At 52.6% G+C, this 22,824-nt stretch carries 4 protein-coding genes; 1 reads left to right on the forward strand and 3 read right to left on the reverse strand.

Annotation, left to right across the window (positions count from 1 at the left end):
- Positions 1-10: 10 nt before the first annotated feature.
- A complete protein-coding gene (locus tag K6Q96_RS17650; RefSeq protein ID WP_251881415.1) occupies positions 11-886 on the reverse strand; it encodes a phosphate/phosphite/phosphonate ABC transporter substrate-binding protein in 876 nt (291 codons plus the stop codon).
- Between the two features lie 248 nt (positions 887-1,134).
- On the opposite strand from K6Q96_RS17650, the gene metC reads away from it, so the two are divergent.
- Entirely contained in the window at positions 1,135-2,322 is a 1,188-nt protein-coding gene (metC, locus tag K6Q96_RS17655; protein WP_251881417.1) for a cystathionine beta-lyase, read from the forward strand.
- Positions 2,323-2,428: 106 nt separating this feature from the next.
- On the opposite strand, the gene K6Q96_RS17660 is transcribed toward metC, so the two are convergent.
- Entirely contained in the window at positions 2,429-3,046 is a 618-nt protein-coding gene (locus tag K6Q96_RS17660) for a thioredoxin domain-containing protein (RefSeq protein ID WP_251881420.1), read from the reverse strand.
- Positions 3,047-3,251: 205 nt separating this feature from the next.
- Positions 3,252-22,448, reverse strand: coding sequence for a VCBS domain-containing protein (locus tag K6Q96_RS17665; protein ID WP_251881421.1), 19,197 nt, complete (start codon positions 22,446-22,448; stop codon positions 3,252-3,254).
- Positions 22,449-22,824: the final 376 nt, after the last annotated feature.

Below are 22,824 nucleotides of genomic sequence, written 5' to 3' on the forward strand. Positions count from 1 at the left end.
CTGCCTAACGTTACTTGGGTTGAATCACCGAGATGTTCAGTGCACGAATGTCGTCCCATGCATCATCATCTGCACTTTGGAAGCCTTTGATGTTGAGCTTCTTGAGAGCTTCTTTACCTTCCGGGGAGCCATCCAGCGCGACAAATGCGGCCCGCAGTCGGCGATGCTGATCCGCTGAAAGCGACGGATGGGTCGCGATGGCATGAGGCGTGTAACCTTCTGTGGTGTAGAGCACTTTCAGGTTGTCTTTAGCGTTAGGTGGCGCGGCACCTAAAGTGCGAACAATACCGCCGCCTGCCTCGAACAAGCCGTCTGCAACGCCAAGATAAGAAGAATCGTGGGATCCGACGTAATTCGGTTCAAATTGGATGCCTTTGTTCTTGAGTGTGGCTTGGGTCAAAAGGGTTGCTGCAAAGGCTGCCGGGGCAGGGAAAGCGAGGCTTTTGCCATCAAGCTCTTCAAGCGTTTTAACGGGAGAACTCTCCCTGACCACTAGAATTCCCTTTATGCGTTTGTTTTTGGCATGTGCGACGGCTTTATAGCCAGGAGATTCATTAAAAACAGTGAAGTGGTAAGGGTTCATGTAGGCAATATCATATTGCCCCTCAGCCAGACGCTTTTCGAACTCAGGTATATTTGGGGCAGTCGCAAATCGGATTTTAAGACCTGACAACTCACTGATGGTTTTCATCACCGGGCTCCAGTTGCGGATAAGCTTGGCGGAAGATTGTTGCGGCACAATGCCAAACACTAAAGGATGGGAGTCATCAGCGTGCTTCCCAGCATGTGCATGCACGTTCACCGTGGTGAAAAGAAAACCACTGCACAGGATAACGACCGATGTGATAGCAAGCTTATGTAAAGTCCAGTTACCTATTGATCTCATTGCGAATATTTCCCTATTCACTGATTATCAGATAACTATAGTACAGTGTCTCATATTTGCGTCATTGAAGGGGTGGAGAAAAATGAAAGCGCACAATTTTGGTGCAAGCGACAGTGAGTTGGGGCAGCTAAATCCAGTCGCGGAACCGCTGCAATTCATGGGGAACTGAGGTAACCTTGTCAGTTCAAATTTTGAAGATATCCAGCATCCTGTTTCTGGGTACATTTGCAGTTGAATAGGGAGAGTTCATGTCATCAGGAAAACTGAATACCACGCTGGTATCTGCGGGTCGTAAATCCGCCTACTGCAAAGGCAGCGTTAACAGCGTGATTCAGCGTGCTTCGTCGATTGTATTTGATTCTGTTGAACAGAAAAGAGTCGCGACCAAACATCGTGGAGAACGCGAACTGTTTTATGGTCGCCGTGGCACACTGACACACTTTGCTTTTCAGGATGCAATGACGGAGCTTGAGGGCGGTGCGGGCTGTGTACTATACCCTTGCGGAGCAGCGGCGATTGCCAACAGCATTCTTTCGTTTGTGAAAACCGGCGATCACGTTCTGATGACGGGCGGTGCTTATGAGCCGACCCAAGCGTTTTGTAACACCATTCTCGCTGATATGGGGATCTCCACCACTTACTATGATCCGATGAAAGGTGCTGAAATTGGTACCTTGGTAAAACCAGAAACATCTGTGGTTTTCCTTGAGTCCCCGAGCTCTATCACTATGGAAGTGCCAGACATTCCTGCCATTGTAAAAGCGGTTCGTGCGGTGAACCCCGAAGCGGTAATTATGGTGGATAACACCTGGGCAGCAGGCATTCTGTTTAAAGCGCTTGAGCATGATATTGATATCTCTATCCAAGCGGGTACCAAATACATTGTTGGTCATTCAGATGCCATGATTGGTACAGCGGTCGCCAACGTGCGTACCTGGGAGCGTCTTCGTGAGCGCTCATACCTGATGGGGCAAATGGTGGATGCAGATACCGCATACATGGCATCCCGTGGTCTTAGGACTTTGGGTGTTCGTCTTAAGCAACATCAGGAAAACAGTATCGCGGTAGCACAATGGTTGAGCGGACGCCCTGAAGTGTCGCGAGTTAATCACCCAGCCATGCCTGAAAGTGTGGGTCATGAAAACTATCAGCGTGATTTCAGTGGCAGTTGTGGCCTGTTCTCTTTCGTGCTGAAAGAGAGACTCACTGAGAAGCAAGTGGCGAATTTTCTTGATAACTTTACCCATTTTAGCATGGCCTATTCCTGGGGTGGCTATGAGTCTCTGGTTTTGGCAAATCAGCCGGAAGACCTAAATGCCATTCGTCCAGTTGGTCCTGTAGATTTCAGCGGCACCCTAGTTCGTCTGCACATTGGTCTGGAGGATGTGGAAGACCTGATTGCGGATTTGGAAGCAGGTTTCGAACGCTTGAAGTAAACTGGCTTCGACGAGACATAAAAACGGCGCATTAAGCGCCGTTTTTTTGTCTTTAGCTTTTCAAGCTGGGCACTGATTCATAGTGCTCAACTGTGGGGAAGGGAGATTACTGATCTTTCGCCATCAGCATTTTCAATGTGTCAGCCAGTTCTTCAGCACTTTGGTGTGCGCTGGTGTTAACCACATATTTGCCGTTTACCATGAATGTTGGCACTGAGGTAATCTCGGCCTGAACCGTGATTTGGTCTGCGCGTTCCATATCTGCAAACAATGCTTCTTGTTGAGTTTCGGTCATATCAAAAGGACTGATGAGGTTGTATTGCGCAAACAATGCGCTGAGGATTGCACGGTTCTTGTCTGCGTCTTCAGACTGGTCTTCCTGAACAAACTTAAACAGCGCTTCAGTCAGTCCCGCTGGTGGCATGCCGTCGACCTGGCTCATCGCGGAATAGTAGATCATGGCAGCGAACGTCGCGCTTTCGTTGAAGGTCACATGAGCTTTGCCGATTTTGACGCCTGCAGCGTCTTCAATGGCTGGAATAGCAGCTTCCATCGAGCGGCAGTGACCGCAAGAGAGACTAAATACTTCGGTGACCGCTGGTAAGTTTTCTACCGTGACTGGTGCTTTGAGTGTGGTGTATTTTTCGCTTTGTGGCGCTTCATCACTGCAAGCGGTTAATGCCAGTGCAGCAATTAATGGGAGAAAAAAACGCTTCGGGTTCATAAAACAAAATCACTATTTTTTGCGAATCCAAATTCGCGATGGGTGGATTTTTAGAAGGACGAGTATATACCCAAACAATCTTAAGTTGCAGAACTCCGCGCGTTTAGGTTGTTTGGATATATCCCAATCTACTGAATCTGAGGCAAAAAAATGCCAGCCGGAGGGCGGCTGGCAATGAGCGCTAGGCTCTTGGGCTTCTTGTTATTTAGTCGACAATCATCTTGCTCTGCATAATCATCGCATCGATAACCGAAGAGCTGATTTGCTCTGAGGTCATGCCGGTAATGTCGACGCTGTAAGCATCAGCCATGTCTTCGACACTCATGTTGTCAAACACCACTTGCTGATCCACATTCCCGTCACCTTGAGAGGAAATGTTGAGCATAGCATTCCCTTCTCCATCGTCACTGAACGATAAATACTCGCCGAGTGAGTCGTTTGTTTCGTTGTTCAAGAGGTCGGAGAGATTGATAGCATCTTGCATGGCATCAAAGTCAGCAATGTGATCAACGGCTGGTGCGTTGGCTGTGCCTTGATCTCCGTTGAGGAAAGCAAAGGTATCTGAGCCTGAACCACCCGCCATCAGATCATTGCCTTGACCACCAAAGATGAGGTCGTCGCCAAGTCCACCATCGATGATGTCATTGCCAGCATTGCCGTATATGACATCATCTCCACCATTGCCGAGCAGCACATCTGCTTCACTGCTACCTGCAATTTGATCGTTACCATCGCCACCAGAGAAAGTGACATCATCTAGCGCAATCACGTCATCGAGTGTATCGCTTACACCGTTTAGCGACGCATTGTTGACTGCTGATTCTGAGCCACCGATGGTGACATTAACCTGAGTTTGCATACCATTTGTGGCGGTGAGACTGATCACCTCAGTAACAGTATCATGCTCTCCTAATGCTGGTGTTGAGTGAGGGTCGAGTGTGTAAGTCCAAGCACCGTCGGTTAATACCAGCGAGCCGTATTGGCCGTTTACTGTGGTGTCAGAAAATTCAGCTTGTGAATCATTCGCATCCAAATCAACGATAGAAAGCACACCTGTTGCTTCGAGCGTTGCACCAGAAAAATCAGTGAAGTCAGAATATGACATCGACCTTGGCTGATTAGGCGTATCACGCAGGTAATCCATGGTGAGTCCTGGGGTGATTTGTGGACCGTCTATCTGCACAATCACGCGGCCTTGCTCATTGGAGTCATATCTGAAGCTACCATCACCATCAAGGTCGACATCAAAGACAGCGAAGGAGTAAACATTTCCCGCTGAATCTTGATAATCGAGTTGATAGTCGTAGGTGGCTGAGTACTGCACCCCGTTGATTTCGACTTTTTGACTCGAATCCTGAACATACTCATTTCTGTAGTTGTCACCGTCCACCGTCGTGTCGTTGTCATAGAAACGTATCGTCGAACCGGAGTCATTGAACTGGAATGTCGGCTCGTTACCGTAGTACTGCATGTCGCCGCCCGAAAACGTATAACCCTCATTGAGGACGAATGCATTTCCAATGTCTACATACTCACTGGTCACGGAGTCTGGCGCCACGATAGCGGCAGTATTTGTGCCGACGACAAATGGGTCATCATTGGTACCTGAGATGGAAACGTTGATGTTTTGTACTGTGCCGTCAGTGGCCGTTAATGTGATGGTATCCGTGACATAGTCTGAACTTGAGAGTACTTCTGCTTTCGCATCGTCTAGCTCATAAGTCCATACGCCATCAGTCAGTGTGAGTGAACCGTAGTCACCCTGAATGGTGGTGTTCAGGAACTCAGGGTTATCTTCTGCGTCCGGGTCACTGATAGCGATACTGCCGCTCACTGTTACTGTGTCTCCGAAGTCACCCTCTGTAACGGCACCACTGAATATGCCAGTGACAATTGGGGCATCATCTGTACCCTGGATGGCAATGACAATTTCATGTTGTCCGCCTTCTGAGTCAGTAATGACAATGGTATCTAGAGTCTCTTCATCGATTTGTTGCGCTTTGCTTTCATCGAATGTGTAGGTCCAGTTACCGTTAGTCAGGACAAGCTCACCGAACTCACCTTGAACAGTGGTATTCGGCAGTGTTGGCGTGTCGCCGCTATCAGCATCTGATACGCCGATTGAGCCGCTGGCTGAGATAGGCTGGTCTTGTTGCTGTGTCGCGGTGACGGAGAAGGTGACATCGTTGTAGTCGCGATCGCCGCCGCCTACAAGATCTTCCCATCCGGAGTATGTACCTGAGTTATTCTCATAATCGAAGTCACTGCCGTTTTTCGATGATTCAGACACAAATGTCGTGCCTGATGCTCCACCTTGATAGGCTGTCACTCCACCACTTCCGAAGCTCAGACTTACACTACCGACATTAAAGCCTTTGCTGTCACCGTCAGGGATGAGGAACAGCCCCACTTTTTCACCGCCAGCGGTATTGATATTTACGCTTGAGTTGTTAACCGAATGCGCATTATCAAAGATGATGGCTGAGCGTACTACGTTACCACTGCCATCCATCACGTAGTAACCGACACTGTTGCTGTAACCGGCACTGGATGAAATGTTGTTCATGTTTAGATAGAGATTGTCACCTTCGCCGACATCCCAAGTGCCATCCGAGCCACGGTTAATGGTGACGTTTTCCGACGTTGAAGAAGTGTCAGATATGGTGGCTGTGGTGTCTCCTGTCAACGTGGCAGCATCATCACTACCGGTGATGTTCACCACAATCTCCTGTGTTGAACCGTCTGAAGCCTCAACAGTGAAGGTATCTGTTACGTTCTGGCCATCGTTGAGACTATCTGCCTTGCTGTTGTCGAGCGTGTACGTCCATTCGCCGTCAACAAGAGAGAGCGAGCCATAGGTTCCTGATTGATTACCATCTGGAATTGTGACGTTGTCACTATCGATGTCACTAACCGAGAGTTTGCCACTGGTTGTAATCACGTCACCCGAATCACCTTCTGTCACGCTGCCGGAAGTAGTGCCTGAGATGAATGATGCGTCATCAGCACCTGTTACCGTAACGACGATGTCCTGAGTGGTGCCGTCTGTCGCTGTCAGTGTTATGACATCCTCAACTTGCTGCCCTTCACTGAGTGATTGTGCCGCATCACTCAAAGTGTAAGTCCATTCACCATCGACCAAGGATAATGAGCCAAACTGCCCTGCTACTGTCGTATTGGCAAAGCTTGGTGTGTCGTTGGTATCTACATCTGTAATCGACAGGGTGCCGCTGACAGTTTGAGATTGCGAATCTTCAGAGATTTGTCCGGAGAGATCACCCGTTACTTCAGCCAGATCATCGGTACCCGTGACCGTGATAGTGATGTCTTGTTGAGTGCCGTCGGTGGCGGTCAGCGTGATCACATCCTGGGCGGTATCCCCTTCTCCCAGTGATTCAGACTTGGCTTCATCCAAGGTGTAGGTCCAGTTGCCATCCACCAGTTCAAGTGTCCCGTAGGTACCTTCCACCGTCGTGTTTTCAAACACCGTGGTATCACCACCGTCGACATCCACCACATCCAGCGAACCAGATGTGGTGATTGGGTCGTGGAGATCGCTATAATCCAAGCTACTGATATTCTGATAAGAGTTAGGAACAAGCGCCAGTGACGTATCTGCAGAGATCTCGGGTCCGTCAAGCTGGATCAGAACCTTACCACTTTCTGTGCCGTTGACAGCATTGCTACCATCTCCATTGATGTCGACATCGACAACGGCGAAGGTATAAGTACTGCCTTCTGCGTCTTGGTAAGTCAGGGCATAATCTACATTGACGTTATAGGTTTCGCCATCAAGGCTGATAGTTTGTGTGGCGTCTTGACTGCGTTCGTTTGAGCCATCATCACTATTGAGTTGCCCGTCATCGTCGATGATTTGTACCTGTGTTGCGTCGCCACTGAAGTTAAGTTCAGGAGGGAAACTCCAGGTTACAAAAGAGCCGCTGTCGAAGCTGACATTCTCATCCATGATGAACGCGTTACCAATGGTGTGCACATCCGTGCCATCTGCGGTAACACTGCCTGAGGTGGTGCCTGTGACGACGCCGGCATTGTCAGTGCCGGTCACGGTGACCGTGACATCATGGGTCGAACCATCAGAGGCCGTCAGGGTAAAGGTATCTTCTGCCGACTGGCCTTCGGGCAGAGGCTCTGCTTTGGCGGGGTCGACGGTATAAGTCCAATCGCCATCCACCAACTGGAAGGTGCCGTATTCGCCCTGCATGGTGGTGTTGGCGATGGTGGTGTTATCACCGGTATCAGGGTCAACAACAGTGATAGAGCCGGAGACAGAAGCATCCGTATCCGTCACTGTTGCCGTCACATCACCGGTCAGTTCAGCCAGATCATCGGTACCGGTGACCGTGATAGTGATGTCTTGTTGAGTGCCGTCGGTGGCGGTCAGCGTGATCACATCCTGGGCGGTATCCCCTTCTCCCAGTGATTCAGACTTGGCTTCATCCAGGGTGTAGGTCCAGTTGCCATCCACCAGTTCAAGTGTCCCGTAGGTACCTTCCACCGTCGTGTTTTCAAACACCGTGGTATCACCACCGTCGACATCCACCACATCCAGCGAACCAGAGGTGGTGATGAGAGACTCGCCAATTTCCAGTTTCACCGTGGCGGTATTGCCATCGGCATCCACCAGGTAGTAGCTGCCGTCGGCGGTTTGGACGATAACCGGCGGGGTGTTGTCATTCTCCATGGAGGCGACATTACCCTGATGTACCAGCGAGCCTTCGCTGTTGATGGTGTAGAGGTCGACACCACCATCCGGGTTCGGCGCGACGAAAACAGGTTCACCGTCGACATAGCCGGCGGTCGACATGTATGCGCCGGCATTTTCAATAACGTCAGTCTGTGTCAGTGTGCCGTCAGCGGCGACGTCAAACACAGTCGTTACATCAGCACTGCTGCTGGAGCTGATGGCATAGGTGCTGCCATCAGGGGTTTGATAAAAGTTCACCGAGTTGCCATTGCCGGAGGTGACCGGCTCACTGTCAACCAGAGTGAGGTTACCGGTGGCGCTGTCGACCGCATAGAGACTGACGACATCAGTACCGCTGGACGTGACAAAGGTATTGCCGTCAATCGTCACAATATCGATGCCTGACACCAGGTCACCGGACGGGTAGGAGTTGCCGGTTTGCGCAATTTCACCGGTTTCGGGGTTGTAGAAGAGGACATCGACGGTATCACCCTGAGGGCGTGTCGCGAAAATCAGCGTTTCACCATCATCTGTTTCGAAGGTGACGTTCTCACGCACTATGCCTGTTTGCGAGTTACCGAAGGTCAGGCCGCCATTGAGGCTGAGTTCACCGGAGTCAGAAATCTGCCAGGCAGAGATGGAACCACTGTTCTGCGAGGTCAGGAACAGGGTAGGCTCACCATCGACTTGAGAAACATTGGACTGAGTCAGACCGTTCCCGAGCGCACCAACGGAAATACCGGCTTCCTGAATCACTGCAGTTATGTCGCCGGCAGAAGAGGAGGTCACTGTACCGGTATTATTGTCATAGACGATGCGGTCGGTCTCAGTGAGCGCCCCATCATCTTCTACGCGGGAGATGATGGTCGTGCCACTGTAACCATAGGACGTCGAAATCACATAAGGGACACCGTCAATCGTGGTGGTGGTGGTATTCCAACCGCCATTGTTATCGCCCTGGGTGACCTCACCCGCGGTGAGGTTGCCACTCTCTTCCACATTCAGCGTAAAGCCTGCTGCGTCCACACTGCCTGAGGTGGTGCCTGTGACGACGCCGGCATTGTCAGTGCCGGTCACGGTGACCGTGACATCATGGGTCGAACCATCAGAGGCCGTCAGGGTAAAGGTATCTTCTGCCGACTGGCCTTCGGGCAGAGGCTCTGCTTTGGCGGGGTCGACGGTATAAGTCCAATCGCCACCCACCAACTGGAAGGTGCCGTATTCGCCCTGCATGGTGGTGTTGGCGATGGTGGTGTTATCACCGGTATCAGGGTCAACAACAGTGATAGAGCCGGAGACAGAAGCATCCGTATCCGTCACTGTTGCCGTCACATCACCGGTCAGTTCAGCCAGATCATCGGTACCGGTGACCGTGATAGTGATGTCTTGTTGAGTGCCGTCGGTGGCGGTCAGCGTGATCACATCCTGGGCGGTATCCCCTTCTCCCAGTGATTCAGACTTGGCCTCATCCAGGGTGTAGGTCCAGTTGCCATCCACCAGTTCAAGTGTCCCGTAGGTACCTTCCACCGTCGTGTTTTCAAACACCGTGGTATCACCACCGTCGACATCCACCACATCCAGCGAACCAGAGGTGGTGATGAGAGACTCGCCAATTTCCAGTTTCACCGTGGCGGTATTGCCATCGGCATCCACCAGGTAGTAGCTGCCGTCGGCGGTTTGGACGATAACCGGCGGGGTGTTGTCATTCTCCATGGAGGCGACATTACCCTGATGTGCCAGCGAGCCTTCGCTGTTGATGGTGTAGAGGTCGACACCACCATCCGGGTTGGGCGCGACGAAAACAGGTTCACCGTCGACATAGCCGGCGGTCGACATGTATGCGCCGGCATTTTCAATAACGTCAGTCTGTGTCAGTGTGCCGTCAGCGGCGACGTCAAACACAGTCGTCACATCAGCACTGCTGCTGGAGCTGATGGCATAGGTGCTGCCATCAGGGGTTTGATAAAAGTTCACCGAGTTGCCATTGCCGGAGGTGACCGGCTCACTGTCAACCAGAGTGAGGTTACCGGTGGCGCTGTCGACCGCATACAGACTGACAACATCAGTACCGCTGGACGTGACAAAGGTATTGCCGTCAATCGTCACAATATCGATGCCTGACACCAGGTCACCGGACGGGTAGGAGTTGCCGGTTTGCGCAATTTCACCGGTTTCCGGGTTGTAGGAGAGGACATCGACGGTATCACCCTGGGGGCGTGTCGCGAAAATCAGCGTTTCACCATCATCCGTTTCGAAGGTAACGTTCTCACGCACTATGCCTGTTTGCGAGTTACCGAAGGTCAGGCCGCCATTGAGGCTGAGTTCACCGGAGTCAGAAATCTGCCAGGCAGAGATGGAACCACTGTTCTGCGACGTCAGGAACAGGGTAGGCTCACCATCGACTTGAGAGACATTGGACTGAGTCAGACCGTTCCCGAGCGCACCAACGGAAATACCTGCTTCCTGAATCACTGCAGTTATGTCGCCGGCAGAAGAGGAGGTCACTGTACCGGTATTATTGTCATAGACGATGCGGTCGGTCTCAGTGAGCGACCCATCATCTTCTACGCGGGAGATGATGGTCGTGCCACTGTAACCATAGGACGTCGAAATCACATAAGGGACACCGTCAATCGTGGTGGTGGTGGTATTCCAACCGCCATTGCTATCGCCCTGGGTGGCCTCACCCGCGGTGAGGTTGCCACTCTCTTCCACATTCAGCGTAAAGCCTGCTGCGTCCACACTGCCTGAGGTGGTGCCTGTGACGACGCCGGCATTGTCAGTGCCGGTCACGGTGACCGTGACATCATGGGTCGAACCATCAGAGGCCGTCAGGGTAAAGGTATCTTCTGCCGACTGGCCTTCGGGCAGAGGCTCTGCTTTGGCGGGGTCGACGGTATAAGTCCAATTGCCATCCACCAACTGGAAGGTGCCGTATTCGCCCTGCATGGTGGTGTTGGCGATGGTGGTGTTATCACCGGTATCAGGGTCAACAACAGTGATAGAGCCGGAGACAGAAGCATCCGTATCCGTCACTGTTGCCGTCACATCACCGGTCAGTTCAGCCAGATCATCGGTACCGGTGACCGTGATAGTGATGTCTTGTTGAGTGCCGTCGGTGGCGGTCAGCGTGATCACATCCTGGGCGGTATCCCCTTCTCCCAGTGATTCAGACTTGGCTTCATCCAGGGTGTAGGTCCAGTTACCGTCGACCAGTTCAAGTGTCCCGTAGGTGCCTTCCACCGTCGTGTTTTCAAACACCGTGGTATCACCACCGTCGACATCCACCACATCCAGCGAACCAGAGGTGGTGATGAGAGACTCGCCAATTTCCAGTTTCACCGTGGCGGTATTGCCATCGGCATCCACCAGGTAGTAGCTGCCGTCGGCGGTTTGGACGATAACCGGCGGGGTGTTGTCATTCTCCATGGAGGCGACATTACCCTGATGTACCAGCGAGCCTTCGCTGTTGATGGTGTAGAGGTCGACACCACCATCCGGGTTGGGCGCGACGAAAACAGGTTCACCGTCGACATAGCCGGCGGTCGACATGTATGCGCCGGCATTTTCAATAACGTCAGTCTGTGTCAGTGTGCCGTCAGCGGCGACGTCAAACACAGTCGTTACATCAGCACTGCTGCTGGAGCTGATGGCATAGGTGCTGCCATCAGGGGTTTGATAAAAGTTCACCGAGTTGCCATTGCCGGAGGTGACCGGCTCACTGTCAACCAGAGTGAGGTTACCGGTGGCGCTGTCGACCGCATACAGACTGACAACATCAGTACCGCTGGACGTGACAAAGGTATTGCCGTCAATCGTCACAATATCGATGCCTGACACCAGGTCACCGGACGGGTAGGAGTTGCCGGTTTGCGCAATTTCACCGGTTTCCGGGTTGTAGGAGAGGACATCGACGGTATCACCCTGAGGGCGTGTCGCGAAAATCAGCGTTTCACCATCATCCGTTTCGAAGGTGACGTTTTCGCGCACTATGCCTGTTTGTGAGTTACCGAAGGTCAGGCCGCCATTGACGGTGAGCTGGCCGTTCCCCGAAATCTCCCAGGCAGAGATGGAACCACTGTTTTGCGACGTCAGGAATAGGGTAGGTTGACCGTCGATATTCGAGACATTGGACTGTGTGAGACCATTACCCAGTCCGCCAACAGAGAAACCTGCATTTTCAACGGCAGAGGTGATATCTCCAGACACTGATGACGTTACTACGCCCGTTGAGCTGTCGTAAGTGATGCGGTCGGTCTCAGTGAGCGAACCATCGTTTTCAACCCGTGAGATGATGGTGGTGCCGTCGTAACCAAATGACGTCGAAATCACATAAGGGACACCGTCAATCGTGGTGGTGGTGGTATTCCAACCGCCATTGCTATCGCCCTGGGTGACCTCACCCGCGGTGAGGTTGCCACTCTCTTCCACATTCAGCGTAAAGCCTGCTGCGTCCACACTGCCTGAGGTGGTGCCTGTGACGACGCCGGCATTGTCAGTGCCGGTCACGGTGACCGTGACATCATGGGTCGAACCATCAGAGGCCGTCAGGGTAAAGGTATCTTCTGCCGACTGGCCTTCGGGCAGAGGCTCTGCTTTGGCGGGGTCGACGGTATAAGTCCAATCGCCATCCACCAACTGGAAGGTGCCGTATTCGCCCTGCATGGTGGTGTTGGCAATGATGGTGTTATCACCGGTATCAGGGTCAACAACAGTGATAGAGCCAGAAACTGAAGTGTCGGTATCAGAAAGACTAGCGGTAGTATCACCAGTCACAACTGCCGCTTGGTCAGTACCTTCAACAGTTACAGTGATCTCGTGTTGTGAATTGTCAGATGCCGTAAGGGTAAAGGTTTCATTGGCTTCCTGACCCTCTGGCAGGGCTTGGGCTTTGTCTGGGTCTAACGTATAAGTCCAGTTGCCGTCGGCCAGTTCGAAGGTACCGTAATTGCCCTCAATCGTTGTGTTGCCGATGGTGGCCGTTTCACCCGAATCCGGATCAGTAACTGTGATAGAGCCTGTTGCTGAGGTATCGACGTCGGTGATAGACGCAGTAGTATCACCTGTCACAACCGCAGATTGGTCGGTGCCTTCAACCGTCACCACAATCTCGTGAGTTGAACCGTCAGAAGCGGTGAGGGTAAAGGTGTCATTCGCCTCTTCACCTTCAGGCAGGGCCTGGGCTTTGTCGGGGTCTACCGTGTAGGTCCACTCGCCATCGACCAGCTCGAAGGTACCGTAGTTGCCTTCAATGGAGGTGTTACCGATGGTGGCCGTTTCGCCTGAATCCGGGTCGGTGACCGTGATAGTCCCGGTTGTTGAGGTGTCCTGATCGGTGACCTGTCCGGTGGTATCGCCGGTGACCACAGCCGCATCATTGGTGCCGGTCACTGTAACCACAATCTCGTGGGTTGAACCGTCAGAAGCGGTGAGGGTAAAGGTGTCATTCGCCTCTTCACCTTCAGGCAGGGCTTGGGCTTTATCCGGATCGACCGTGTAGGTCCACTCGCCATCGACCAGCTCGAAGGTACCGTAGTTACCTTCAATGGTGGTGTTACCGATGGTGGCCGTTTCGCCTGAATCCGGGTCGGTGACCGTGATAGTCCCGGTTGTTGAGGTGTCCTGATCGGTGACCTGTCCGGTGGTATCGCCGGTGACCACAGCCGCATCATTGGTGCCGGTCACTGTAACCACAATCTCGTGGGTTGAACCGTCAGAAGCGGTGAGGGTAAAGGTGTCATTCGCCTCTTCACCTTCAGGCAGGGCTTGGGCTTTATCCGGATCGACCGTGTAGGTCCACTCGCCATCGACCAGCTCGAAGGTACCGTAGTTACCTTCAATGGTGGTGTTACCGATGGTGGCCGTTTCGCCTGAATCCGGGTCGGTGACCGTGATAGTCCCGGTTGTTGAGGTGTCCTGATCGGTGACCTGTCCGGTGGTATCGCCGGTGACCACAGCCGCATCATTGGTGCCGGTCACTGTAACCACAATCTCGTGGGTTGAACCGTCAGAAGCGGTGAGGGTAAAGGTGTCATTCGCCTCTTCACCTTCAGGCAGGGCTTGGGCTTTATCCGGATCGACCGTGTAGGTCCACTCGCCATCGACCAGCTCGAAGGTACCGTAGTTACCTTCAATGGTGGTGTTACCGATGGTGGCCGTTTCGCCTGAATCCGGGTCGGTGACCGTGATAGTCCCGGTTGTTGAGGTGTCCTGATCGGTGACCTGTCCGGTGGTATCGCCGGTGACCACAGCCGCATCATTGGTGCCGGTCACTGTAACCACAATCTCGTGAGTTGAACCGTCAGAAGCGGTGAGGGTAAAGGTGTCGGCCGCCTCTTCACCTTCAGGCAGGGCTTGGGCTTTATCCGGATCGACCGTGTAGGTCCACTCGCCATCGACCAGCGCAAAGGTACCGTAGTTGCCTTCAATGGTGGTGTTACCGATGGTGGCTGTTTCGCCTGAATCCGGGTCGGTGACCGTGATAGTCCCGGTTGTTGAGGTGTCCTGATCGGTGACCTGTCCGGTGGTGTGGCCGGTGACCACAGCCGCATCATTGGTGCCGGTCACTGTGACCACAATCTCGTGGGTTGAACCGTCAGAAGCGGTGAGGGTAAAGGTGTCGGCCGCCTCTTCACCTTCAGGCAGGGCTTGGGCTTTATCTGGATCGACCGTGTAGGTCCACTCGCCATCGACCAGCGCAAAGGTGCCGTAGTTGCCTTCAATGGTGGTGTTACCGATGGTGGCCGTTTCGCCTGAATCCGGGTCGGTGACCGTGATAGTCCCAGTTGTTGAGGTGTCCTGATCGGTGACCTGTCCGGTGGTGTCGCCGGTGACCACAGCCGCATCATCCGTGCCGGTCACTGTGACCACAATCTCGTGGGTTGAACCGTCAGAAGCGGTGAGGGTAAAGGTGTCATTCGCCTCTTCACCTTCAGGCAGGGCCTGCGCTTTGTCGGGGTCTACCGTGTAGGTCCACTCGCCATCGACCAGCTCGAAGGTACCGTAGTTGCCTTCAATAGAGGTGTTACCAATGGTGGCTGTTTCGCCTGAATCCGGGTCGGTGACCGTGATGGAGCCGGTTGTTGAGGTGTCCTGATCGGTCACCTGTCCGGTGGTGTCGCCGGTGACCACAGCGGCATCATTGGTGCCGGTCACTGTAACCACAATCTCGTGGGTTGAACCGTCAGAAGCGGTGAGGGTAAAGGTGTCATTCGCCTCTTCACCTTCAGGCAGGGCCTGCGCTTTGTCGGGGTCTACCGTGTAGGTCCACTCGCCATCGACCAGCTCAAAGGTACCGTAGTTACCTTCAATGGAGGTGTTACCGATGGTGGCTGTTTCGCCTGAATCCGGGTCGGTGACCGTGATAGTCCCGGTTGTTGAGGTGTCCTGATCGGTGACCTGTCCGGTGGTGTCGCCGGTGACCACAGCCGCATCATTGGTGCCGGTCACTGTGACCACAATCTCGTGGGTTGAACCGTCAGAAGCGGTGAGGGTAAAGGTGTCATTCGCCTCTTCACCTTCAGGCAGGGCCTGCGCTTTGTCGGGGTCTACCGTGTAGGTCCACTCGCCATCGACCAGCTCAAAGGTACCGTAGTTACCTTCAATAGAGGTGTTACCGATGGTGGCCGTTTCGCCTGAATCCGGGTCGGTGACCGTGATAGTCCCAGTTGTTGAGGTGTCCTGATCGGTGACCTGTCCGGTGGTATCGCCGGTGACCACAGCCGCATCATTGGTGCCGGTCACTGTGACCACAATCTCGTGGGTTGAACCGTCAGAAGCGGTGAGGGTAAAGGTGTCATTCGCCTCTTCACCTTCAGGCAGGGCCTGCGCTTTGTCGGGGTCTACCGTGTAGGTCCACTCGCCATCGACCAGCTCGAAGGTACCGTAGTTGCCTTCAATGGAGGTGTTACCGATGGTGGCCGTTTCGCCTGAATCCGGGTCGGTGACCGTGATAGTCCCGGTTGTTGAGGTGTCCTGGTCGGTGACCTGTCCGGTGGTATCGCCGGTGACCACAGCCGCATCATTGGTGCCGGTCACTGTGACCACAATCTCGTGAGTTGAACCGTCAGAAGCGGTGAGGGTAAAGGTGTCGGTCGCCTCTTCACCTTCAGGCAGGGCTTGGGCTTTGTCGGGGTCTACCGTGTAGGTCCACTCGCCATCGACCAGCTCGAAGGTACCGTAGTTGCCTTCAATAGAGGTGTTACCAATGGTGGCCGTTTCGCCTGAATCCGGGTCGGTGACCGTGATAGTCCCGGTTGTTGAGGTGTCCTGATCGGTCACCTGTCCGGTGGTGTCGCCGGTGACCACAGCGGCATCATTGGTGCCGGTCACTGTAACCACAATCTCGTGGGTTGAACCGTCAGAAGCGGTGAGGGTAAAGGTGTCATTCGCCTCTTCACCTTCAGGCAGGGCTTGGGCTTTGTCGGGGTCTACCGTGTAGGTCCACTCGCCATCGACCAGCTCGAAGGTACCGTAGTTACCTTCAATGGTGGTGTTACCGATGGTGGCCGTTTCGCCTGAATCCGGGTCGGTGACCGTGATAGTCCCGGTTGTTGAGGTGTCCTGGTCGGTGACCTGTCCGGTGGTATCGCCGGTGACCACAGCCGCATCATTGGTGCCGGTCACTGTGACCACAATCTCGTGAGTTGAACCGTCAGAAGCGGTGAGGGTAAAGGTGTCGGTCGCCTCTTCACCTTCAGGCAGGGCTTGGGCTTTGTCGGGGTCTACCGTGTAGGTCCACTCGCCATCGACCAGCTCGAAGGTACCGTAGTTGCCTTCAATAGAGGTGTTACCAATGGTGGCCGTTTCGCCTGAATCCGGGTCGGTGACCGTGATAGTCCCGGTTGTTGAGGTGTCCTGATCGGTCACCTGTCCGGTGGTGTCGCCGGTGACCACAGCGGCATCATTGGTGCCGGTCACTGTAACCACAATCTCGTGGGTTGAACCGTCAGAAGCGGTGAGGGTAAAGGTGTCATTCGCCTCTTCACCTTCAGGCAGGGCTTGGGCTTTGTCGGGGTCTACCGTGTAGGTCCACTCGCCATCGACCAGCTCGAAGGTACCGTAGTTACCTTCAATGGTGGTGTTATCTATAGATGCCTGACCACCATCTGGGTCAGTAATATTAATGGATCCAGACGTAGATGTGTCCTGGTCGGTAATGGATGCTGTCATATCACCTGTGATGACAGCTGCATCGTCGGTACCCGTCACTTCGATAGTGATCGTCTGTTGAGTATTGTCTGATGCGGTCAGAGTGAAGGTTTCAGTCGCGACATCGTCTGCACCCAGTGCTTCAGCTTTGGATGGATCGACAGTGTAAGTCCAGTTACCGTCGACCAGTTCAAACGTACCGTATTGTCCTTCAATGGTGGTGTTGGCGAATTCTGGCGTGTCGTTGGTATCGGCATCAGAGATGCTGATTTGACCTGTAGCAGTGACAGCATCACTGACATCCAGATAATTGATACTGCTGACTTCGTTGTATGAACCATCAACCAGCGTCAAGTCTGTGCCTGGAACGATATCCGGGCCATCGATTTGAACCAACATAGTCGTAGGTTCGCCGGTGCCGCCGAAGTATTCTCCAGCTTCGGTAGCTGAAACCGTCAGCACAGCCATTGTGAAGACATTGCCATACGCATCGGTATATTGAACCGTTGCGTTGACCGAAACTGGATATGACTCTCCATTCAGTTCAATAGACTGGGAGCCGTCGTTGTTCAGCCTACCATCGCTGTCAGTGATGTTGGCGCTGAATCCAGTGGAGCTGAAATTTAGATCGCCCGGCTGGCTGTCTGCATTGAAATCTTCGGTGTCGCCATCTACATCTTCACCGAGTAAGAACAGGTTAGTGACTTCCACCACAGAGCCTGTTTCTGTAGAAACAGAACCGGTGAAGTCACCGGAAACAACAGCGGCATCGGCAGTGCCTTCGATAGTAATAACGATTTGGTGTTCGTTGTTTTCGCTGTCGGTCAGGGTGATGGTGTCAGTTGCCGTTTGACCGGCATTCAATCCTTGGGCAACAGACGGATCTAGGGTGTATGTCCATTCTCCATCAACCAGTGAGAAGGAGCCGTATTGACCGTCAACATCAGTGTTGGCAATCACTGGCGTGTCACCACTGTCTGCGTCTACCACTTCTATAGAGCCGGTTGCGGTGATGTCTGTGCCTTCCACTAGGTTTGCGGAGGTATCTCCCGTCAGTTCTGCCGCGTTATCTGTGCCCGTTACATTGATGTATAGTTCATGGGTACCACCCATGGAGTCGGTAATTGTGATGGTATCGGTAACGGTGACACCTTCGTCTAAACTGGCTGCCAATTCAGGATCCAGCGTATAGGTCCAGTTTCCATCAACCATGGTGAAGGAGCCATATTGCCCCTGCTGGTTGGTGTCTGGTAGCGTGGGGTTATCACTACTGTCTGGGTCACTGACGGTTAGCGAACCAGTGGCTGCCAGCGAGCCAGTTTCATCGGTGACACCGCCTGTCGTGTCACCATCAAGGACTGCAGAATCCTCACTACCGGTAATGGTGATGACAATGTCATGCACTGTGCCATCAGAAGCCGTGATGCTAATGCTGTCTGTGGTCGTTTCACCTTGATCCAGGTATTGGGCAAGATCCGGGTCCAGCGTATACGTCCACTCACCATCGACCAATGTCAAGGAGCCGTATTGGCCTGCCGTTGTGCCGTTTGGTAGGGTAGGGTTTTCGCCTGTATCCACATCAACCAAATCGACTGAACCAGAGGCGGTCAGCGCTGCGCTGCCTTCAGTGATGGTACCTGTGGTATTGCCTGTCAGCACAGGCTCCTGATCGGTGCCTGTAATAGTGATGGTGATTTCGTGCTTCGAACCGTCAGAAGCTTCAACAGTGACGACGTCAATGGTGGTTTCACCGTCTGGCAATGCTGCGACAGAATCAGGATCCAACGTGTAGGTCCATTCGCCATCGACCAGCGTCAGCGAACCATACTGGCCGTCAACTTCGGCATCTGGCAGGGTTGGCGAGTTGTCTGAATCCGGATCGATGACGCTGATAAAGCCTGATGTGGTTGGTGAACCGTTGTCACTGATTGAACCAACGGTATTGCCCGTCAGGACGGGCTCATCGTCTGTACCTGTGACTGTGATGACAATCTTCTGTTCGGTGCCATCACTGGCGGTCAACGTGATGACGTCAGTGTCAGTTTCACCTGCATTTAGCGTTGAAGCAGCTTCTTTGTCCAGCGTGTAGGTCCACTCTCCTTCGACCATTTCCAATACGCCGAAGTCACCTTCTATGCGTGTATCTTCGAACGTTGGTGTGTCGTCGGCATCAACATCGCTAATCGATAGTGAACCTGAGATGGTTTGTACTTCGCCGCTGGTTGTGTCCGTCAACGCACCAGCTGTTTGACCGCTTACAACAGGAAGATCATCGGTACCCTGAATCGTGATATCGATAGTGAGCGGCGTGCCATCCAGAGAGTAAACTGTGATTGACTCAGGCAAGGTATCACCTGCGTCTAATGCATCAAAGGTTGCGGTGTTTTCCGATGCAGAGGTATAGGTCCAGTTACCTGCTTTATCTATGGTGATTTCACCATAGGTGCCGGTATAAGTACCTTCCTGGAAGAAATACTCGCCATAATCGGCGTCTGAGACTTTTGCTCGGCCACTGGTAGAAATTTGGCCGTCTGCCTCATCGACGGTGGCGCTGGTTTTGCCACTAAAGACTGCCGCATCATTAGTTCCATCGATGGTGATGGTAATGGTTTGTACGGTACCATCTTCTGCGCGCACCGAAAGGGTGTCCGTGAGCTGGTCGCCTTCGCCTAAGCGGTTGATTGCACCTTTCTCATCAGTGGTGGAGTAAGTCCAGCTACCATTCGCATCAATAGTGACTTCACCCCAACGACCTTCAACAGTCTGAGGCATGAATGCATTATCGTTACCGTCCACATCGGTTGACGTCAGTTGTCCAGACGTGCTCATGGTGCCATCGGATTCGACAATGGTACCGACGATATCACCCGCGATTGCAGCCGGATCGTTGGTCCCGACTATCGTTACCATAATCTCGGTTTCTGTACCGTCCAGAGATCGGACAGTGATAGTGTCGATGAGCTGTTCGCCTTCTTTAAGCGCATCAAATTCAGCGGTATTGGAAGGATCTGATGTGTAGGTCCAGTTACCTGCTCGGTCGATAGTGACGTCGCCATACTCACCGTTGAAAGTGCCTTCCTGGAAAAAATCCTCGCCGTAGTCTGCATCAGACACGTTAATACTGCCACTGGTGGTGATTTGGCTATCGGTTTCGTTGACGCTGACACTGCTCATGCCGCTGAAGACAGCAGTATCATTTGTTCCGTTAATCGTAATTGTGACGGTTTGTTCTGTACCATCTTCAGACTTTACAGTGATGGTATCTGTCAGTTGATCGCCTTCGCCAAGGCGGTTAATCGCACCCTTGTCGTCGTCGGAGCTATACGTCCATTTACCGTCTTCATTAATCGTCAGTTCACCCCAGCGCCCTTCAATGGTTTGCGGAGTAAAGGTGTTCTCGCCATCAGCATCAGCCGCGGTTAACTGTCCTGATGTCGTCATGGTGCCGTCGGCTTCGACCACAGTACCGACAATGTCACCAGCGATTTCTGCAGGGTCATTTGTACCAATAATAGTGACTTTGATTTCTGTTTCTGTGCCGTCCTGCGAACGGACTGTGATGGTATCAACGCGCTGTTCGCCCTCTTTTAGCGAATCCAATGCCGCGTTTTGTGCCGGATCAGAGGTGTAGGTCCAATTACCTGCACGGTCCATGGTGACGGAGCCGAGTTCTCCCACGTAGGTTCCGGCTTCCATGTAGTATTGGCCGTTGTCAGGGTCAACCACATTGATGGTGCCTGACACGCTGATCACACCGTTGCTTTCGTAAACATCACGTTCAGCAATCGCGGAGAAAACGGGGAGGTCATTGACGCCTTCGATGGTAAGAACGATTTGTTGTTCTGTGCCATCTTCTGAGCGAACGGTAACCACTTCTGTCAGTGTTTCACCTTCTGGTAAACGCTGAATCGCGCCCGTTGGGTCTGTGGTGGTATAGGTCCAGTTGCCGTTTTCATCAACAGTCACTTCACCGCGAAGCGTAGTGATGGTTTCAGCAATAAATTTGTTGTCTGTACCGTCGACATCAGCAGCGTTCAAGGTTCCCGTTGCGGTCATGGTGCCGCTATTATCAACAATAGTAGCGGTGATATCACCGGAAATCTGAGCCGGGTCATTAGTGCCCTGAATGTTCAGTGTGATTTCGTGGGTGCTGCCGTCAGAAGCCGTAATTGTAATCACGTCAGTGGCTTTTTCACCCTCGCCAAGCGGCGCAACTAACTCTTTATCGACGGTGTAAACCCAAGCGCCGTTTTCGACGACCAAAGTGCCGTATTCGCCTTTGTAGGTGCCGTTATCCAGCGTGGTTTGATTGTTGGAATCTGGGTCTACAACATTCAGGGTTCCTGAGGCTGAAGCAGGGACTGTCCCGTTGCCGTCCGTTACCGTTGCAGTGGTATCACCTTCAACCGTAGCGTCATCATCTGTGCGGGTGATGGGGAGTGTTACCGTTTCTTCAACCGTCGTTTTTCCGTCGGAGACACTGACGGTGACACTGATTTCTGCAAGATTCAGAGTATCGTCGTCAATGGCGGCTGCGCCTGCTTCCGTTAACACAACCTTGCCATCTTCAACAGCAAAATAGCCGTCAGGGTCATTAGTGATAGTAATAGTCAGTGCATCGCCGTCGCCATCAGTGGCATCAATAGATGCAATCACACTGCCCTCAGAGACATTGTCATCTTCAGTGAGCTCAACAGGTGTGATGGTGATTTCTGGAATATCCTCAACCTCTGCGACGCTCACGCTTACGTTGCCAGTCACCGTTGACTGACCGTCAGTGATTTCGACAGTGAAAATGACGGTGCCGCTGTAGTTTGGTGGCGGCGTCAGCGTGAAGGACCCATCGCTGTTCTCTGTTATGGTTGCACCTTCAACATTTGATTGGATGCTCGAAACTTGAGTGTTGGCAGGGTCTCCACCACTAATCGCCCCAAGAATATCAGCGCGGCTGAGAACAATTTCGCCATCCTCCTGAGAGGAGATGCTTAGGCCGTTGAACGTCGGTGTTACGTAATCATTACCGTCACTGGAATCACTGTTTCCACCGTCCGTGCCTTCTTCGGTATTTGAAAGCAGTGCGGCAAAGCGAGTGTTGATAAGGGTATCAGCTTGCACCTTTGACAGCCCTGATGAAAAGAGCCCTGTGCTGTCAAAGGTGGAAATATTGCTTATTCCGCCTGTAGAGGAGCTGTATTCAATGACCGACGCTGCTGTGAGTGCCGAGCCGCTGGCTTCTTCACCTGCCGCTGTCTCAGTACCTTCTTTTTGAGTTGGGTCATCGCCTTCTTCAATAGCCGCGATGATTTCAGCGACGTCTGAGGGTAGATCAAGACTTTCGAGTCCTTCCTCTCCTGCGAGCAGCGCCTCATCAAGCACATCAACCTGTTCTCCATCTTCTGTTACCAGCCAAGCATTTTTCCCGTTTGGTACAGACAATACATCGCCTGTTTGCACCACAGTATTTGCTTCAGCAGGAACCATTTCTCCGTCTGGTTTCACTACAAATGCTTGTCCAACGACTTGACTGAGAACCAAGTTGATAGCCATAACCTTCTCCCAAGATATAACGACTCATTTTTGTACTAAGTGTTTGCCTTTTGAGCAGAATATTAAAAGTAGTACATAACCCTTGTGGGTGATAAGAGTGGTCAAGGAAGATCCGTAAGTTTTCATTGCAATGTGTTTCATAAATGAGATTGAGTATATCTTTTCCATGCTGTTGAAAAGCGGAATGACATATTTGCCTGTTTTAGACTCAGTAAGTGCGCACATATGCAACTGAGAAGCTTATAAATAAGTCGAGGTCAGATTTGGCAGTCACATAAAAAAGCCACTAGCTTTAAAAAGCAAAGTAGTGTTTCGCCAACGAGATAAAGTGAGAGGTTAATGCCGCCTGATGCGGCGTTTCTCGCTGGAAAAGGCC

Origin of the sequence: Grimontia kaedaensis (assembly GCF_023746615.1) — a bacterium.
Lineage (GTDB): Bacteria > Pseudomonadota > Gammaproteobacteria > Enterobacterales > Vibrionaceae > Enterovibrio > Enterovibrio kaedaensis.

Coding starts and splice junctions, on each gene's coding strand:
- K6Q96_RS17660 (WP_251881420.1), bottom strand. CDS start 3,046: ATGAACCCGAAGCGTTTTTTTCTCCCATTAATTGCTGCACTGGCATTA.
- K6Q96_RS17650 (WP_251881415.1), bottom strand. CDS start 886: ATGAGATCAATAGGTAACTGGACTTTACATAAGCTTGCTATCACATCG.
- K6Q96_RS17665 (WP_251881421.1), bottom strand. CDS start 22,448: ATGGCTATCAACTTGGTTCTCAGTCAAGTCGTTGGACAAGCATTTGTA.
- metC (WP_251881417.1), top strand. CDS start 1,135: ATGTCATCAGGAAAACTGAATACCACGCTGGTATCTGCGGGTCGTAAA.